Here is an 18,710-nt window from a genome sequence, read left to right as displayed (position 1 = left end):
TCACTACACACAATCGAATAAAACTATTGCCCACTTTTATTATTAAAACTGCCGACTTTCCGGAAAAATATGTTTCAAGACAATCCGCTGCTTGCACAGCTAAAACAGCAACTCCATGCCCAGACACCGCGCGTGGAAGGCCTTGTAAAGGGAACAGATAAAGGCTTTGGCTTCCTTGAAGTTGATGGTCAGAAAAGCTATTTTATCCCCCCTCCACAAATGAAAAAAGTGATGCACGGCGACCGAGTTATTGCTGCAGTTCATACAAACGGCGATAAAGAGTCAGTTGAACCTGAAGAATTAGTCGAGCCGTTCTTAACACGTTTTGTCGGCCGTATTCAGAAAAAAGAAGGTGATAACCGTCTGTGGATAATTCCAGACCACCCTCTTTTAAAAGACGCTATTCCCTGCCGTCCTGCTCAAGGATTAACACATAGCTTTGTTGATCAAGATTGGGCCGTTGCTGTAATGCGTCGTCACCCTCTTAATAAAGGTGATAAAGGTTTTCAGGCAGAAATAACCGACTATATCACGGATAAAGATGATCACTTTGCTCCTTGGTGGGTGACCTTAATGCGTCATCAACTTGAACGTGATGCGCCTGAAATGGGTAACGAAGCGCTGACATTACATGACACTTTGCCTCGTGAAGACCTAACTTCTCTCTCCTTTGTCACTATTGATAGTGCATCAACAGAAGATATGGATGACGCGCTCTTTATTCGTAAAGAAGAGAATGGTCAATTAACGCTATTTATCGCAATCGCCGATCCAACAGCTTATATTCTGCCAAATAGTGAATTAGATAAAGTTGCGGCACAACGTGCCCTGACTAATTATCTACCAGGCTTTAATATCCCAATGTTGCCTCGTGAGCTGTCAGATAACATTTGCTCATTACGCCCTAATGAAAAACGCCCTGCATTAGTTTGCCAAGTCAGCATCAATGAAGATGGTGCTCTGCTTGAAGATATTCACTTTTACTCTGCATGGGTAGAATCAAAAGCTAAGCTGGTTTATGACAATATTTCAGATTGGTTAGAAGGTGAAAATTCACAATGGCAACCTGAAAATGAAATGGTTCATGAGCAAGTAATGTTATTGAAAGAGATGTGTGAAAAACGTCATGAATGGCGTGAAAAGCATGCTCTGGTCTTTAAAGAACGCCCTGATTACCGTTTTATTCTTGATGAAGGCGGCAATGTTTTAGATATCGTGGCAGAAAAACGCCGTATCGCAAACCGCATTGTTGAAGAAGCAATGATCACCGCCAATATCTGTGCAGCAAAAGTACTAGCGAAAAACTTAGGTTTTGGCGTTTACAATGTTCATACAGGCTTTGATCCCGTCTATATCGATCAAGTCGTACAGACCTTAAAAGATAACGGTATTGAAACGACATCTGAAAGTTTGTTAACACTTGAAGGTTTCTGCCAATTGCGTCGTGAACTTGATAATCAGCCAAATCAATTCGTTGATAGCCGTATTCGTCGCTTCCAGAACTTTGCTGAAATCAAAGCTGAGCCAGGCCCTCACTTTGGATTGGGATTAGAAGCTTATGCGACATGGACTTCACCAATTCGTAAATACAGTGATATTTTAAATCACCGTTTACTCAAAGCGATTATCAGCAAAGAAAGTGCTGAAAAACCGCAAGAAGAAGATGGCATTCGTATTGCAGAGCGTCGCCGTGCTAACCGTATGGCTGAACGTGATGTGGGCGATTGGTTATATGCTCGTTTCTTAAAACCTTTTGCTGGCACTGAAACACTATTTAATGCAGAAATTATCGATATTACTCGTGGTGGTGTTCGTGTTCGCCTAGTTGAAAATGGTGCTGTCGCTTTTATTCCTGCACCATTCTTACATGCTGTACGTGATGAAATCCAATGTAGCCAAGAGACAGGCACCGTTATTGTGAAAGGCGAAACCGCATATAAACTCAACGATGTCATTCCTGTTCGTATTGAAGATGTAAAACTAGAAACTCGTAATATCGTCGCTCGTCCTATCTAATAGGACTTAAATCGGTATACAATAAGGCTGATAGTTCGTTTTGAGCTATCAGCTTTTTTATATCTCTAGTTTTTAAATTAGTGATAAAAAGAGCATTCAAAAGAAAGGAAATGTTTTTATGTTGCATGGGAATTTTCTCTTGCATCATAAATTTAATAATTAATAAATGGATTAAATCAATGAAAGACAAAGTACAAATTAGTCGCTTTTTAAGTTATATCTTACGCCATGCTCCTGAAAGTATCGGTTTAACATTAGATGACCAAGGATGGGGAGAAATATCAAAATTGATCCCATTAGCACAGAAAAATGGAACTGCGCTAACCCTTGAATTAATTAAAGATGTTGTAGAAACCAATGATAAAAAGCGTTTTGCTATCTCAGAAGATGGGCTTTTTATTCGTGCAGTTCAAGGCCACTCGCTTAAAACCACAATTGATTACCAAGCCATCACTCCCCCTAAAATACTTTTTCACGGTACAGCAACTCGCTTTCTCGACAGTATTTTTAAGCAAGATTTAATTCCTAATAGTCGTCAATATGTTCATCTTTCACAAGATTATAAAACAGCCGTGAATGTTGGTGAGCGTCATGGAAAAGCTATTGTTTTAACGGTGGATAGTGAAAAAATGTTTAGTGAAGGTTTTGAGTTTTACCAGGCTGAGAATGGAGTCTGGCTAACACTTTCAGTGCCGGTGAAATATCTAAAAATAGATGAGAAAGAATAAAATGAAATACAAAAAAATAGGTGACATTGTCACCTATAATCTGTTAAATAAATTAGCCACCAGCGAGTTTAACTTTCATTCCTTTGGCTTCTAATAGCGATTTAATTAAATCACGTTTATCGCCTTGGATCTCAATTAAGCCGTCTTTTACACTGCCACCACAACCACATTTTTTCTTCAGTTCAGCCGCCAGTTTAGCTAACTCTGCATCATCCAGATCGATACCTGAAACAACGCAAACACCTTTACCTTTACGTCCACTAGTTTGACGCTGAATACGCACAATACCATCACCAGTAGGGCGAGCCGGCTTTTGCTCTTCTTCTTTAATGCGACCCGCATCTGTGGAATAAACCAAACGAGAGTTATTATCCATGTTAAATTACATACCTTGTATAGAACGATTAATTTGATGCAGTGTTTCAAGAGGGTTATCGCTACGCGTGATAGGACGACCAATCACCATATAATCAACACCGGCTGCAATAGCTTGCTCTGGTGTCATTACGCGACGCTGATCGCCAACATCACTTCCTGCCGGGCGAATACCCGGAGTGACTAATAAGAAATCATCACCACAAACTTGTTTAAAACGCATTGCTTCATGCGCAGAGCAGACAACACCATCAAGACCACAAGATTTTGTCAATAATGCTAAACGTTCAGCTTGTTCTGCAGGCGTCAATGTTATTCCCAATTCAATTAAATCAGATTGGTCCATACTGGTAAGTACTGTCACTGCCGTTAAAAGTGGCGCATCTTTACCAAAGGCTGTAAGGCTTTCTTTGGCTGCACGCATCATACGACTTCCACCACTCGCATGTACATTGACCATCCATACACCTAAATCAGCGGCGGCGGCGACAGCTCTTGCAACGGTATTGGGAATATCATGGAATTTCAAATCTAAGAAAATATCAAACCCTTCTTTTTGTAACTGAGTCACAAATTGAGGCCCAAAACGGGTAAACATCTCTTTACCAATTTTTAAACGACAAGATGCGGGATCGATACGTTGTGCAAAATCTAATGCACTTTTTTGGTCTTCATAGTCTAGTGCTACAATAACGGGCGCGCAGGTAAGCTCGGGCGATTTTTTATCACAATGAAATGACATTTTAGGGCCTTTATTTATAAAGAGACTATTAAAAAAGTGACATCGTCACTGACCATCTAAACCGCGAATAGGTTTAACGGTATCCCATGAACGACAGGATGGACAATGCCAATATAATGCATGAGAGGTAAAGCCACATTTATGGCAACGATAATCTGGTTTTGTGCGAATTTGTTCACCAACCATATAGCGTAATAAGATAAGGCTCTCTTTGGCGCGTCCTTCTTCCGCCTCTGCTAAATGGTAACGCATTAAGCGATAGAACAGGCGCATGGTTGGATGACGTTCTAATTGGCGATTAATGTATAACTGAGCCGCTTCAATACCTTCTTTAGCTTCAATAATGTCAGCAAGGTAAAGTTCAGCAATCGCACCACAATTACTATCCACACATTGACGTAAATAAGTTTCCCAGCGAGAAGTATCGCCTTGAGATTGGAAACATTCAAAAAGCATAGGTAAGGTTTCACTGACCATCTCTTTATCTTGCTCAATGACTTTCATTAAAACATCAATGGCTTTTTGCTTATCATCACGAGCAATATAGATACGACCATACATAATTGAAACACGGGCACAAAGTGGATCCATTTGCCCTGCTTTTTGCAACAAATTAAGCGCATTATCAAGATTATCACTGCTCATTTCTTGAAGTGCCAATTCACAATAAAAATGTGAAATTTGTTCTTTTAATTCATGCTGACCTAACTTCACCAATTTTTCAGCCGTTTCTATGGCTTTCCCCCAATCACTGGTTAACTGGTAAATAGCAAGCAAAGACTGTAGCGCACTTTGGCGAAATTCTTGTTCATCAATAAGTTGCTGAAACATATTTTCAGCACGATCGTAAACACCCGCCGCCACATAGTCGCGACCTAGCTGTTGAACAGCAAGTAGGCGTTGATCAAAAGAAAGTGCAGCACTCTCCATTAACGATTGGTGGATACGAATAGCTCGTTCAACTTCGCCACGAGAGCGGAAAAGGTTACCTAAAGTAAGATGAGCCTCAAAAGCGGAGCTATCTTCTTTAAGCATTTCGAGGAAAAGATCAACCGCTTTATCTTGTTGATCAGAAAGTAAGAAGTTAACACCCGCCACATACTCACGTGACAGGCGATCGGCGTTCTGCTGTTTGTCCTGTTGAGCGCCACGACGCCCCATATACCAGCCGTAAGCCGCAGCGACAGGTAATAACAGAAACAGCAATTCTAGCATCAGCTATCGTCCTTATTTCGTAGCAGAAGCAACCGTTGGGCGACTTTCTTGGTTTTCTTGTTTTGTTTGAGCGCTTTCAAGACGTTTAATTTTACGTTTTGCTCGGCCTAATGATAAGCGTGCACGTAGATAAAAAACACCACTTACAATCCAGCCAAGTACAAAGCCTACACCAAACAGGGTCGCTAACAAGGTAGAAATACGATATTCATCTTGAGCAATAAGGTAATTAAATGTGACTACCTGATCGTTATTTGTGCCTAAAGTCATGGCGATCACCACGATGGCAAGAACAAGAATAACCAAAATAAAAAGTAGGACTTTTTTCACATTATTTCCTTTTTTATTCTCTTTTCTTTAGTAGACAGATAAAGGTAGCATTTTCACTGCGCACAAAGAAAGTGATTTCTTAGAATCATCTGATTTTCGTATATTTTTTCACATAAATATCGAAAAAGACATTCTGTATCTCAAAAATAAGGGCTATCGTTAGGATTTGAGCAATAAACGTCGCTCAATCACCTTAAATGCACACCAAACCAGCACTGTGCTGATAAGAATACCGACAATCACATCAGATGCCCAGTGCATTCCTAATACAATACGCCCTACCGTGACATCAATTCCCCATAATAACCCGAGTGACGCTAAAAAATAATGACGACGCAACATAAAAAGGGCAAAAACAAATAATGCGAGCGTGGCAGAAAATAAGCTATGACCCGACGGGAAAGCATAACCCGTTTCAGCTTTCCAATGTTTAAGTTGCCATTCAGGGATCACAGGTGAGTTGGTTAATCCATTTTGAAGCAATTGTTCTCGCTCTAGTCTTGAAACTTGATAAAAAGCCTCAGAGCTAATGTGCAAATTTTCACTAACCCAAACAACATAAGGACGAGGCTCTTTTACTGTGTTTTTAACCGCAACTTTAATTAATTGTCCAATAGCCAGTGTAGCAATAATTATCACGGCTAATTGAATAAAATGGTTACGCTTTAATTTTAAAACCATAAAAAGCAACGTTAAGAAAGTAATAATAGTCACAGCACCCCAAGGTTTTGCTGCACTATCTGCTATCCATAATGTACTTATACCGCCTAAAGGGTGGTCGGTAGGTTGCCATTTCCAACCCAATATCAAAACAACACTCGGTATGATTAAGAGCAACATACTGCCTAATAGAACCAACTTTGTTATTTGCTTATTCAATATATTGCCCCTTCTTAAATACAAATATTATCTTCCGTTCACAGCTAAAGATTATCAGTATAAACGATGCAAGTTTAGCAATAAATCATTATGCAAGAAGGCGCAAAATCTGATAATTTGTAATGGTGTGAATTTATAAGTGTGTGTTACCCCATTTCCTTGCCTATTAGACATGGAAGCATTTCAGTGTTTTATTTCTCTTTGTTCTCGTTATAAAGTGTATAATCTTGAACGAGAGTTTCACCTGAAATTATGAGTCAAAAATAATGAAATTAAGACGTATCGCAGAAGCAAAACTACCTACCCCTTTTGGTGAGTTTTTAATGGTTGGTTTTGAAGAAATCGCAACAGGAAAAGATCATGTCGCACTTGTTTACGGTGATATTTCAGGCTCAGAGCCCGTATTATCTCGTATTCATTCAGAGTGCTTAACGGGCGATGCTTTATTTAGCCTGCGTTGTGATTGTGGTTTCCAACTTGAAGCTGCGCTTTCACAAATCAGCAAAGCGGGTCGTGGCGTATTACTTTATCATCGCCAAGAAGGCCGAAATATTGGATTACTAAATAAAATACGCGCTTATGCACTACAAGATAAAGGATTAGATACCGTTGAAGCGAACCTCGAGTTAGGTTTTAAAGCTGACGAACGTGATTTTACCCTTTGTGCTGACATGTATAACCTATTAGGTGTTCATGAAGTTCGGTTATTAACCAATAATCCGAAGAAAATTGAAATCATGAAAGCCGCAGGCATTAATGTTATCGAGCGAGTGCCATTGATCGTTGGACGTAATCCAAGCAATGCGCATTATCTTGATACTAAAGCCGATAAAATGGGTCATCTTCTATTTAAGAAAGCGCAATAATAAAGTAACAACACAGCATTAATTATTTTCAAATCCGAGTCTGAGTCACTCGGATTTTTTATTTATCACTTTACTCTATTGCCTTGTAAATTCATTCTTTATCTATTTTTCTCTGCTGATATTTTGTTCTTTTTTACTGCTCTTTCATCATTAAATTATATCATGTGAAAATTTGTCATATGCGATTTCATTGACTATCAATCTTATTCTAAGTTATTTATTAATAAATAAATTTTCATAGGAATGCATTATGCCATTACATTTTTCTGGTAGGATCCTCGGCGCACTATTATTAGCAGGAACGTTATTAACTGGTTGTGATAATAGCGATAAAACCAGCTATTCAATCAAGGTTGGTGTAATTAATGGTGCTGAACAAGATGTGGCTGAAATTGCCAAAAAAGTCGCAAAAGAAAAATATGGCTTAGAGGTTGAATTGGTGAGCTTCAGTGGCTCTTTATTACCTAACGATCCCACCGCAAATAAAGAGCTTGATGCCAATGTTTTTCAACATCGCCCTTTTCTTGCCCAAGATAATCAATCTCGTGGTTACAATTTAGTCGCAGTTGGTAATACCTTTGTTTTTCCTATGGCTGGCTATTCAACAAAAATTAAGCATCCTTCGGAGTTAAAATCAGGCGATACCATTGCCGTTCCTAACGATCCTACCAATTTAGGTCGAGCATTACTGCTATTAGATAAAGAAAAGCTGATTACATTAAAACCAAACAGTGGTTTATTGCCTACGGCTATCGACATTATTGATAATCCACTTAAACTTAAAATTATGGAGCTAGAAGGCGCACAATTACCACGAGTTTTAAACGATCCAAAGGTGACTGTCGCAATTATCAGTACAACTTACATACAGCAAATTAATTTATCTCCTACCAAAGACAGTATTTTTATTGAAGATAAAAACTCTCCTTACACCAATATTATTGTGACAAGAGAAGAGAACAAAGACGCTGATAACGTGCGGGATTTTATTAAGGCTTACCAATCACCCGAAGTTGCCACCGCGGCCGAAACCATTTTTAACGGCGGCGCGATTCAGGGCTGGTGATAGAAGCTCAATTTAGCATCAGGTCTTCTTTCAAAATACCAAGCATCATCTAAAGCAATATCTATACGAGGAATATAACGCCCCATTATTTTTATAATGAGGCGTTTGATTTATTACAACTAAACCTAATTAAAGCATATTACGAATAACATAATGCAATATGCCACCGTGTTGGAAATAGGCTAATTCAGTTTGAGTATCAATACGACAACGCGCCATAATGGTTTCAGTGCGATTATCTGCGAAAGTAATATTAACTGCGACATCTTGGCTCGGTGTTAATGCATTAAGCCCTGTGATCTCAATTTTCTCATCACCTTTTAAGCCCAATGTTTGACGTGTTACCCCTTTAGGAAACTCTAAAGGTAAAACTCCCATACCGATCAAGTTGGAACGGTGAATACGCTCAAAAGAGCCTGCGATAACGACTCGTACACCTAATAAACGTGTTCCCTTCGCAGCCCAGTCTCGACTAGAGCCTGAACCGTATTCACTACCAGCAATAATCGCTAATGGTGTATTTTCTTGCTGATAACGCATTGAGGCGTCATAAATAGCCAGTGTTTCACCTGTTGGGATATGCTTAGTAAAACCACCCTCTACTCCAGGCACCATTTCGTTACGAATACGAATATTGGCAAATGTGCCTCGCATCATGACTTCATGATTACCGCGCCTTGATCCATAAGAGTTAAAATCTTTCGGCTCGACACCGTGTTCACGTAAATAACGTCCCGCTGGACTATCTGCCTTAATATTACCCGCAGGTGAGATATGATCAGTTGTCACCGAATCACCTAAAATAGCCAAAATACTGGCTTGATGAATATCTTTAATTGGCGCTGGTATTTTTGACATTCCTTCAAAGAAAGGAGGATGTCGAATATAGGTAGAATCGGGCTGCCAATCATAGACAGGTGTATCTTGTGTTTTCAGTGATTTCCATGTTTCATCACCTTCAAATACAGCGGAGTACTCTTTATGGAACATTTCTGTTTTAACTTTCTCAACAGCATCAGCAATCGCTTTACTATCAGGCCAAATATCTTTTAAATAAACAGGATTGCCCTGTTTATCTTTACCTAATGGCTCTTTAGTGAGATCGATATTCATATTTCCTGATAAAGCATAAGCAACCACTAAAGGCGGTGAGGCTAACCAGTTGGTTTTCACTAAGGGATGAATTCGACCTTCAAAGTTACGGTTACCAGATAATACAGCCGCAATAGTTAAATCATTATCCTTAATTGCACTTTCAATCGGTGCTAATAAAGGTCCTGAGTTACCAATACATGTTGTGCAACCATATCCCACAAGGTTAAATCCTAATTCATCAAGATAAGGGGTTAATCCTGCAAGATTAAGATAATCCGTGACCACTTTAGAGCCTGGAGCCAAAGAAGACTTAACCCAAGGTTTACGCTGTAATCCTTTTTCTACCGCATTTTTAGCCAGTAATCCGGCTGCCATTAAAACATTAGGGTTTGATGTGTTGGTACATGATGTGATCGCTGCAATAACGACAGCACCATCAGTTAACTCAAATGCTGGATAATCATCGATTTTTACTTGAGGAGTATTCGCCAGTGGTTTCTTATTAGTTTCAAGATCTACTGCCGCTTTAAATGCTTTCGGAACATTAGGTAAATTAACTCTATCTTGAGGACGTTTAGGCCCAGCAAGGCTTGCTTCAACAGTTCCCATATCTAGCGATAAAGTTGACGTAAAGATAGGCTCATCGCCAGTATGGCGCCATAAACCTTGTTCTTTACTATAAGCTTCAACAAGCGCAATTTCTTGTTCTTCACGTCCTGTTAAACGTAAATAATCAAGGGTGATATCATCGATTGGGAAAAATCCGCAGGTCGCACCATACTCTGGTGACATATTCGCTATTGTTGCGCGATCAGCTAAAGGTAACGATGCTAAACCGTCTCCATAGAACTCTACAAATTTACCAACAACACCATGAGCACGTAACATCTGGGTGACGGTTAAAACCAGATCAGTTGCGGTGATCCCTTCACGTAATTTTCCTGTCAATTTAAAGCCAACAACATCAGGAATTAACATGGAGATAGGTTGACCTAACATTGCAGCTTCTGCTTCAATGCCTCCTACCCCCCAACCTAGGACACCAAGACCGTTGATCATTGTGGTGTGAGAATCCGTGCCAACTAAGGTATCTGGATAAGCCACATGACGTCCATTTTGCACTTCAGACCAAATAGCTTTACCTAAGTACTCAAGGTTTACCTGATGGCAAATTCCTGTACCTGGTGGCACAACACGGAAGCGTTCAAAGGATTGCTGTCCCCAACGTAAGAAAAGGTAGCGTTCATAGTTACGCTCCATTTCAATTTCCACGTTTTCAGCAAACGCATTTTTACTGGCATATTCATCAACCATAACTGAGTGATCGATAACCAAATCAACAGGTGATAATGGATTGACTTTATCCACTTGCCCACCCAAAGATTTCACTGCTTCACGCATAGCGGCTAAATCAACGACCGCAGGTACACCGGTAAAATCTTGCATAAGCACCCTTGCAGGTCGATAAGCAATTTCACGTGATGCATGCGCTGTTTTTTGCCACTCAACCAACGCCTTAATGTCCTCTTCAACAACAGTTTCATTGTCGAGATAACGCACTAAGTTTTCTAGTAACACCTTCAGAGATTTAGGAAGGCGGGTAATATCGCCTAATTGACGGGCAACTTCTGAAAGACGGTAATACTCATATTCTTGAGATCCGACTAAGAGCGTGGAATGGCTCTCTTTTTTCAAACGTAACGACATAGCTCCTCCTTCTTATTTTTATACTGACAGCATGTTTAAACCATCAAAATAGGTAAGGTTATCTATTAAACATATCATATAACATTGAATTTCGCTTAAAGATCACACGATTTGTTAACGCAATGTTATGACTGTCATGATGTTAATAAATTTTAGTCTCTAGATTTTCACTTAATTAGACTTTAATGGCGGAGGTATAACTGTGTAAGGATAATATTTATGAATAACAAACAATCTGATTTACTAAAAAATATTATGAATGCCGATCGCTATTTTGCGGAGCCTGTTACACCGCCTTTTCCGCAAACCTTATCGATGAATGCATTACATTCTCAAAACATAAAAGATGCAGAAGGTTTAGTGCAGTTTATCATCGCATCACCAAAACCTTTTGAGCCTTCCGAAATAGAAAAAATGTCACAACTTAAAAATATTCAAATTGGACTCATTTCTATTATGGCAAACCATCTTGCTGCATTAAAAAAAGAGGATAATGAAGCCTATTATCGCCCTGAACATTGGTTAGATACCCTCAATCATTTACCCCTTCTAGGGCACAATAAAATCGAAACAAAAAAGCTTCATAAGCAAACCTTTGATTTTTCCGTTGCTCAAGCATTTATTCAGTTATTACTAGGTGCTGCAATCAATGCCACATCACCCGCACTTGGAGAGTTTATTGATTTCTTACGTACCCAAGGACAAAAAATAGAAGTCGGCTTACGAAAATCATTAGACAGCTATCAAACGATAACTATTGCGGGGATCACAGAGATACTCAATCATAATAATCATCTTATTTTTGTTCCAAAGCTGAAAATTTTGAGTCTACGTTTTTCTTATCAATCAGCGAAAATGCTACTCGCCAGCTGTATAGGTCGTAAATTTACCCTCTCTTTAGAGTACACGACTATTACTTCTGTATTTGATGCTAGCGCACTTGATGATCCACTGATTAATCAGCAATTTTATGATTTTTTAAATAAATATCGTCAGTTAAGTATTGCAAAATCCGATGCTTTTTTTAGTGGGGATTTTTATTTGAAATGAGTAATAGCAGAAATTAGGTTTATGAACACGCTTGAAGGCGGGGATCACCCGCCTTTCAGTATTACACTAAGGGTAATTCGATATCTTTAAATAACTCTTCAATCTCTTCGTTAGTTCGCAATGCAACCGCTTGTTCAATCAAATTACGCGTAAGATGAGGGGCAAAACGCCACATAAAATCATACATATAGCCACGTAAGAAACCACTACGACGGAATGCAATTTTAGTGGTGCTATAACTAAACTTATCACGCATATCAATTGCGACTAAATCGCTATCGAGTACAGGATCAAATGCCATACTGGCAATCACACCAATACCTAAATGTAATCTCACATAAGTTTTAATAACATCCGCATCGGTTGCAGTGAAAACAATTTTAGGTTTTAACCCTACTTTACCGAAAGCATCATCAAGATCAGAACGCCCAGTAAAACCTTGGGTATAAGTGACAATATCGTAACCCGCAAGCTCTTTCAGCGTCACCTCTCGTTTTTGTGCCAATGGATGATCTTTTGAAACCACCACAATACGGTTCCAACGATAACAAGGTAACATCACTAAATCGTTATAAAGATGCAGTGATTCTGTCGCGATCGCAAAATCACTTTTACCTCTGCATACATCTTCAGCAATTTGTGTTGGCGACCCTTGGTTCATATGCAATGAAACATCAGGATAGCGCTCAATAAAACCTTTTATTACTGGAGGTAATACATAACGAGCTTGTGTATGCGTTGTTGCAATCGATAATGAGCCTCTATCTGGATAAGTGTGTTCACCCGCAGCAGACCGAATAGCTTCTGTTTTTGATAAGATTTCTCTAGACAGCCTTACAATTTCTTCACCCGCAGGTGTCACATGCGTTAGATGCTTACCACTACGAGAAAATATTTGTATACCTAACTCATCTTCTAACATGCGAATTTGTTTACTTATTCCCGGTTGAGATGTATACAAACGCTCTGCCGTGGTTGAAACATTTAAATCGTTATTCACCACTTCAACGATATAACGCAACTGTTGTAATTTCATGGAGAGGCTATCCCTTCAACAAAAGACTTATTATTCCGTTATTCTATTTATATTCATATAACTAAAAAGAATAATAAAGATGTAATATATAACCACTATATCACTTATTTCATTTCGGTCTAACGTAATTAATAGCGTTATTTAGGTTTTGTTATATCGAATAGTTATAAGCTATAAACAAGCATAAAAAAAGCCGACGTTCACTGTCAGCTTTTATTTCATAATAATGGTACTAAATTATTTAATCACACCGCATGCCATTCTTGCACCACCACCGCCAAGAGCCTCGGGATCATCAGAATAGTTGTCTCCCCCCACATGCACCATGATTGCTTTATCTTTCACTTGCTCAAGTTTGGTGAGTTTTGGCGCTAATACTGCATAATCTGCAACACCTTTGTCATTCACGACTAATCCTGGTAAATCACCTAGATGCCCATTTTTATTATAAGGCCCCAAGTGAACACCAACTTTTTCAGGATCTAAATGGCCACCCGCTTTTAAAGCGGGTACAGGTTTGCCATCTTTCATATCTGGTTCACAAGAACCATTAGCATGAATATGAAAACCATGAATACCCGGTGTTAATCCAGTGAGTTTTGGCGTAAATAACAGCCCATAATCAGTTTCAGTGATAGTGACAACACCAATATCGTTGCCAGCACCCGTTGGTAAGGCTTCTTTTAACGTGACATCTAACGTTGCAGCGCTCGCCACAGAAGTGAAGAGTAAGCCAGATAGTAACAAAGGCATCAGTTTCATAGTATCTCCGTCTTATTATTAGCAAAGTAAAATATCAGACAAATAGAAATCAACCATTAATACTGTTTCAATATCTTTAATTAGCATACCTTCTAAATACAAAAAAGCGACTAACTCTCATTAGTCGCTTTTTTATTTAGCACGTAATACCGATGTTATTTGGTTTTTTCAACCCATTTACCATCGACATAAAACGCAGACCAGCCTGTTGCTTTGCCATCTTTCTCTGAAGAAACATATTGCTGTTTTGTTTTACGGCTAAAACGCACAATCGTTGGGTTTCCTTCAGGATCAGCCACCGGCGCTTCTGCTAAATAACGCATTTTCTCTGCTAAACGGTCTTTAAAGCGAACCAGTTCTTCTACTTTTGGTGCACGCGTTTCTCTTGATTTAGGGAACGTGTTTGCAGCCAAGAAGACGCCCGCAGCACCGTCTCGTAAGACAAAGTAAGCATCTGATTTTTCACATGGCAACTCAGGAAGCGGAACGGGATCTTCCTTTGGTGGTGCAATTTCACCGCTTTTTAAGATCTTACGGGTATTTTTACAATCATCATTAGTACAGCCCATGTATTTACCAAAACGCCCCATTTTCAGGTGCATTTCAGATCCACATTTATCGCACTCAATAACTGGACCTTCATAACCTTTTAAGCGGAACTCACCTTCTTCAACTTCATAACCATCACATGCAGGATTATTACCACAAACATGTAATTTACGATGAGTATCAATCAGGTAACTGTCCATTGCAGTACCACATTTCGGGCAACGACGACGAGCACGTAATGCATTGGTTTCTGCATCTTCCCCTTCAAGAATATTTAATAATTCATCTTCAGGGATAAGGTTAATGGTTTGCTTACAACGCTCTTTAGGCGGTAAAGCATAGCCTGAACATCCTAAGAATACGCCTGTTGTCGCCGTTCTAATTCCCATATGACGAGAACAGGTTGGACATTCAATCGACGTAATAACCATTGGATTTGGTCGCATTCCGCCTTCTTCAGGATCTTTTTCAGCAATTTCTAATTGCTGACTAAAATCGGTGAAGAACGCATCTAATACCGCTTTCCAGTTTTCTTCATTATTAGCAACATGGTCGAGGTGATCTTCCATTTGCGCAGTAAAATCATAATTCATTAAATCGCTAAAATTCTCTTCTAAGCGATCGGTTACAATTTCACCCATTTTTTCTGCATAAAAACGACGGTTTTCAACTTTCACATAACCACGATCTTGAATGGTGGAGATGATAGATGCATATGTTGATGGACGGCCGATACCGCGTTTTTCTAATTCTTTAACTAACGTCGCTTCGCTAAAACGAGCTGGTGGCTTAGTAAAGTGCTGAGTAGGTTCTAATTCAGCTAAAGCTAGTTTTGCCCCTACATCAACGGCTGGTAAGGTTTTATCTTCATCTTTATTACGCATCGCTGGCATGACTTTCGTCCAACCTGCAAAACGTAAAGTCCGACCTTTAGCACGTAGTTTATAATCACCTGATTCGACTGTTAATGTGGTCGAATCGTATTTTGCCGGTGTCATTTGGCAAGCAACAAATTGATTCCAAATCAGTTGATATAAACGTTTGGCATCGTTATCCATATCTTTTAAAGATTCTGCGATAACGTTGATATCTGAAGGACGGATAGCTTCGTGCGCTTCTTGAGAATTTTCTTTGCTCGAATAAACGTTTGGCTCTTTCGGCAAATACTTAGCGCCAAAATTCTCATTGATATAATCACGCGCCATTTGAATTGCATCCTGACTTAAGTTAGTTGAGTCAGTACGCATATAGGTTATATAACCTGCTTCATAAAGGCGCTGAGCTAGCATCATCGTCTTTTTCACACCAAAGCTTAAGCGCGTACTTGCCGCTTGCTGTAAGGTTGATGTGATAAGTGGTGCGCTTGGCTTGCTGGATGTTGGTCTATCTTCACGATCTTTTACCGTGAAGGTCGCATTCTGTAATGCTTTAACCGCAACCTGTGTTTCATCAGATGAAACAGGGTTGAAGGCTTTATCATTATAATGCGTGACTTCCATACGCAATGGCTGTTCATCAGGCGTTAACAGTGACGCGTGTAATTGCCAATATTCTTCGGGAACAAAGGCTTTAATTTCACGCTCACGTTCAACTAAAAGACGCACGGCAACTGATTGCACTCGACCCGCAGATAATCCACGAGCCACTTTTTTCCAAAGTAAAGGTGAAACCATATAGCCCACAACACGATCCATAAAGCGACGTGCTTGTTGCGCGTTAACGCGATCTATATTTAACTCACCCGGAGTTTGGAAAGCTTGTGTAATGGCATTTTTAGTGATTTCGTTAAAAACCACTCGACTAAATCGTTCATCATCACCGCCGATAACTTCGCGTAAATGCCACGCGATAGCTTCTCCTTCGCGGTCAAGGTCCGTTGCGAGATAGACATGATCAGCTTTCTCAGCCAATGCTTTTAGTTCAGCCACTACTTTTTCTTTACCGGGTAGAATTTGATAATTCGCATTCCATCCGTTATAGGGATCAACTCCCATACGGCTGACTAAGGCTGATTTCTCATCCTTTTTAACTTTTTTCACGCCTTTCGTGGCGGATGAGTTTTCGCTCTTCTGGCTGCCAGAACCACTCTTTGGCAAATCACGAATGTGACCCACGCTAGATTTAACTACGTAGTCATTGCCAAGATATTTATTGATTGTTTTGGCTTTAGCCGGGGACTCCACGATAACAAGAGCTTTACCCATAATTACCTTTACCTAATTAAACTTTGTTATGACGGTATCGTTTAATACCTTCAACTAAAAAAATGTTTAAAATCTCTTTTTTATATTGCGTTAGTTTTGCAATATATCAACCTGTTTTTATTCAAAGCTTTTGTTCGAGCTCAAAACTCGTGACTTTTTTTGAGGTATTTTAATCACCTCATCGCTTTGATCGGGTACAGGCAAATCATTGTTTGCTACATATAGAGTAGCTAAGCTTTTAAAAATGCCACACTCTACCTGATAAAAAGTGAGGCGCAACAAATTATTTTTCTAAGGAGCACATATTATGTCAACACAAACTACACCGATTACAACAGAGATGCTACTTGAAAAAGCGAATAAAATCATATGTGAACATGAAGATTATATACACGGTATGCGTGCTGATTCGGTTGAACAGAAAGGTAATGTCCTCGTATTTAAAGGTGAATTTTTTTTAGATGAACAAGGTTTACCTACTGCAAAAAGCACCGCAGCATTCAATATGTTTAAGCATTTAGCTCATGTGTTATCTGATAAATACCATTTAGAATAAATCATCTTCGTGATTATTTTTATTTAATCACTAAAGTAAATTTATCGATAACAAAAAAAGAGGCTTTGCTTGCCAGTTATTGCATTCATTTAGATGACAATAACTGGCATAACCAAACAAAAATAAAGAATAAAAATTCATTTTGAACATAATGCGGATTTTCTGTCACATCTCAACTCACGATTACACTTACCTATCAATACAATCAGTAATATCAATTATTTTTATTTTCTATTTACGGTTATATTGAAACCTCCTAGAAAGAGGAAATATTTACCCTGTTGTTGTTATAAGCAATATCAATTATTTCTTTGATTGCCAGTGAAATTTTCACTGGCTTTTTTTTGTCTTATCGAAATAAAAGCTTTTAGAATAGAATATTTATTTGAAAGATTAGGGAATAGTGATGGATAAGAAAAGATGATATCAGCAATAATCCGTATCGCTGATATCATTTATAGTGTACTTATTGACTTATAGTAGCGGTTTTTTACTTCTTTGTACCCAACGCATCATCAGTTTATCAATGCTTTCCACTGCACCGCCTGTAACACGTTCGACCATTTTCTTCTTGGTAACATATTGGACAGAGAGAACTTCAAAATCATTAATATGGCCGATCAACCAATCATCACTCACACCAACTTCATCAATTAAGCCTCTGTTTAGTGCTTCTGAGCCGTACCAATACTCACCGGTTGCAACACTATCGATATCAAGTTGAGGGCGATATTTATGCACAAATGATTTAAATAACAGATGTGTTTCATTTAAATCTTGCTTAAATTTCTCACGTCCTTCTTCGGTATTTTCGCCTAATAGAGTTAATGTGCGTTTATATTCGCCAGCAGTATGTAACTCAACATCAATATCATTTTTCTTGAGTAAACGGTGAATATTAGGGATTTGAGCCACAACACCAATCGAACCAATAATCGCAAATGGTGCAGCAACAATTTTATCTGCTACACATGCCATCATATATCCTCCGCTGGCAGCCACTTTATCGACAACCGCAGTCAGTTTAATGCCCTTTTCTTTTAAACGCGTTAACTGAGCTGCTGCTAATCCATAACCATGAACCATACCACCCGGACTTTCTAAACGCAGTAATACCTCATCACCCGATTGTGCAACAGAAAGAATGGCACTGATTTCTTCACGTAATGCACCCACTTCGTGGGCATCCATGCTACCGTTAAAATCAAGCACATATAAACAAGGTTTTACAACGCCTTTTTTACCTTCTTTCGCATTGTTTTTACTCTGTTTATTCTCTTTTTTCTGTTGCTTCTTAAATGCTTTATACCAGACTTTTAATTCAGCATCGTCCATTTTCGCTTGTTGCATAACGCGCTGTTTTTCTTCATAGGCTTCAGCAAGATCTGTGACTCTTAATGTCCCTTTACGATTTTGCTTTTTATTTCCAATCACGACGAAAAACAACACGATAGCGATAATCGCCACAACAACAGTGACAATTTCTGCTAAAAACAGTCCATATTGCAAAATATATTCCACAAAGACCTCTTTT

The 18,710-nt window shown here is 39.0% G+C and carries 16 protein-coding genes; 6 read left to right on the top strand and 10 right to left on the bottom strand.

Annotated elements, in window-relative coordinates:
• Positions 1 to 69 precede the first annotated feature (69 nt).
• Both NBG71_RS03395 and NBG71_RS03390 read left to right on the top strand, forming a co-directional pair.
• Positions 70 to 2,016, top strand: a complete 1,947-nt coding sequence (locus NBG71_RS03395) for an exoribonuclease II (RefSeq protein WP_075672066.1) — start codon at positions 70 to 72, stop codon at positions 2,014 to 2,016.
• A 179-nt stretch (positions 2,017 to 2,195) separates the two neighbouring features.
• Positions 2,196 to 2,744, top strand: coding sequence for an RNA 2'-phosphotransferase (locus NBG71_RS03390; protein ID WP_250916534.1), 549 nt, complete (start codon positions 2,196 to 2,198; stop codon positions 2,742 to 2,744).
• Between the two features lie 52 nt (positions 2,745 to 2,796).
• Here NBG71_RS03390 and yciH read toward each other — a convergent pair whose 3' ends face one another.
• From yciH to pgpB, 5 genes are all read right to left on the bottom strand, one after another.
• Positions 2,797 to 3,120 (bottom strand): stress response translation initiation inhibitor YciH, encoded by a 324-nt coding sequence (yciH, locus tag NBG71_RS03385; protein WP_075672070.1) that lies wholly within the window; start codon positions 3,118 to 3,120, stop codon positions 2,797 to 2,799.
• Positions 3,121 to 3,126: 6 nt separating this feature from the next.
• Positions 3,127 to 3,861 carry an orotidine-5'-phosphate decarboxylase gene (gene pyrF, locus NBG71_RS03380; protein WP_075672072.1) on the bottom strand — a complete coding sequence of 245 codons (735 nt, stop codon included), beginning with the start codon at positions 3,859 to 3,861 and terminating at the stop codon, positions 3,127 to 3,129.
• 45 nt (positions 3,862 to 3,906) lie between these two features.
• On the bottom strand, positions 3,907 to 5,076 hold the full coding sequence (gene lapB, locus NBG71_RS03375) for a lipopolysaccharide assembly protein LapB (protein ID WP_075672074.1): 1,170 nt from the start codon (positions 5,074 to 5,076) through the stop codon (positions 3,907 to 3,909).
• A gap of 12 nt (positions 5,077 to 5,088) precedes the next feature.
• Complete coding sequence (locus NBG71_RS03370; protein ID WP_229578439.1) at positions 5,089 to 5,346, bottom strand: LapA family protein; 258 nt, start codon at positions 5,344 to 5,346, stop codon at positions 5,089 to 5,091.
• A 219-nt stretch (positions 5,347 to 5,565) separates the two neighbouring features.
• Positions 5,566 to 6,285, bottom strand: a complete 720-nt coding sequence (pgpB, locus tag NBG71_RS03365; protein ID WP_219495423.1) for a phosphatidylglycerophosphatase B — start codon at positions 6,283 to 6,285, stop codon at positions 5,566 to 5,568.
• Positions 6,286 to 6,551: 266 nt separating this feature from the next.
• On the opposite strand from pgpB, the gene ribA reads away from it, so the two are divergent.
• Positions 6,552 to 7,151 (top strand): GTP cyclohydrolase II, encoded by a 600-nt coding sequence (gene ribA, locus NBG71_RS03360; protein ID WP_075672080.1) that lies wholly within the window; start codon positions 6,552 to 6,554, stop codon positions 7,149 to 7,151.
• A gap of 250 nt (positions 7,152 to 7,401) precedes the next feature.
• The gene (locus NBG71_RS03355; RefSeq protein ID WP_109420116.1) at positions 7,402 to 8,217 is read left to right on the top strand and encodes a MetQ/NlpA family lipoprotein; all 816 of its coding nucleotides are present in this window, start codon (positions 7,402 to 7,404) and stop codon (positions 8,215 to 8,217) included.
• 129 nt (positions 8,218 to 8,346) lie between these two features.
• On the opposite strand, the gene acnA is transcribed toward NBG71_RS03355, so the two are convergent.
• Positions 8,347 to 11,019: an aconitate hydratase AcnA gene (acnA, locus tag NBG71_RS03350; RefSeq protein WP_099659695.1), complete on the bottom strand. Its 2,673-nt coding sequence runs from the start codon at positions 11,017 to 11,019 to the stop codon at positions 8,347 to 8,349.
• Between the two features lie 219 nt (positions 11,020 to 11,238).
• On the opposite strand from acnA, the gene NBG71_RS03345 reads away from it, so the two are divergent.
• A complete protein-coding gene (locus NBG71_RS03345; protein ID WP_083629077.1) occupies positions 11,239 to 12,069 on the top strand; it encodes an Evf family palmitoylated virulence factor in 831 nt (276 codons plus the stop codon).
• A gap of 61 nt (positions 12,070 to 12,130) precedes the next feature.
• Here the strand turns inward: NBG71_RS03345 and cysB are convergent, their stop codons facing one another.
• The 3 genes from cysB to topA all read right to left on the bottom strand — a co-directional run bounded on the left by cysB (position 12,131) and on the right by topA (position 16,620).
• Entirely contained in the window at positions 12,131 to 13,105 is a 975-nt protein-coding gene (cysB, locus tag NBG71_RS03340; RefSeq protein ID WP_075672088.1) for an HTH-type transcriptional regulator CysB, read from the bottom strand.
• 237 nt (positions 13,106 to 13,342) lie between these two features.
• Entirely contained in the window at positions 13,343 to 13,867 is a 525-nt protein-coding gene (sodC, locus tag NBG71_RS03335; RefSeq protein ID WP_099659693.1) for a superoxide dismutase family protein, read from the bottom strand.
• 155 nt (positions 13,868 to 14,022) lie between these two features.
• Positions 14,023 to 16,620 carry a type I DNA topoisomerase gene (topA, locus tag NBG71_RS03330; RefSeq protein ID WP_075672092.1) on the bottom strand — a complete coding sequence of 866 codons (2,598 nt, stop codon included), beginning with the start codon at positions 16,618 to 16,620 and terminating at the stop codon, positions 14,023 to 14,025.
• Positions 16,621 to 16,927: 307 nt separating this feature from the next.
• Between topA and NBG71_RS03325 the strand changes: the two genes are divergently transcribed.
• Positions 16,928 to 17,176 carry a YciN family protein gene (locus tag NBG71_RS03325; RefSeq protein WP_088495697.1) on the top strand — a complete coding sequence of 83 codons (249 nt, stop codon included), beginning with the start codon at positions 16,928 to 16,930 and terminating at the stop codon, positions 17,174 to 17,176.
• Positions 17,177 to 17,650: 474 nt separating this feature from the next.
• Here the strand turns inward: NBG71_RS03325 and sohB are convergent, their stop codons facing one another.
• Complete coding sequence (sohB, locus tag NBG71_RS03320) at positions 17,651 to 18,697, bottom strand: protease SohB (RefSeq protein ID WP_075672096.1); 1,047 nt, start codon at positions 18,695 to 18,697, stop codon at positions 17,651 to 17,653.
• Between the last annotated feature and the right edge of the window lie 13 nt (positions 18,698 to 18,710).

This window comes from Proteus sp. FZP2095, assembly GCF_023701425.1.
Lineage (GTDB): Bacteria > Pseudomonadota > Gammaproteobacteria > Enterobacterales > Enterobacteriaceae > Proteus > Proteus cibarius.
This window is presented reverse-complemented; position numbering and strand designations above follow the sequence as displayed.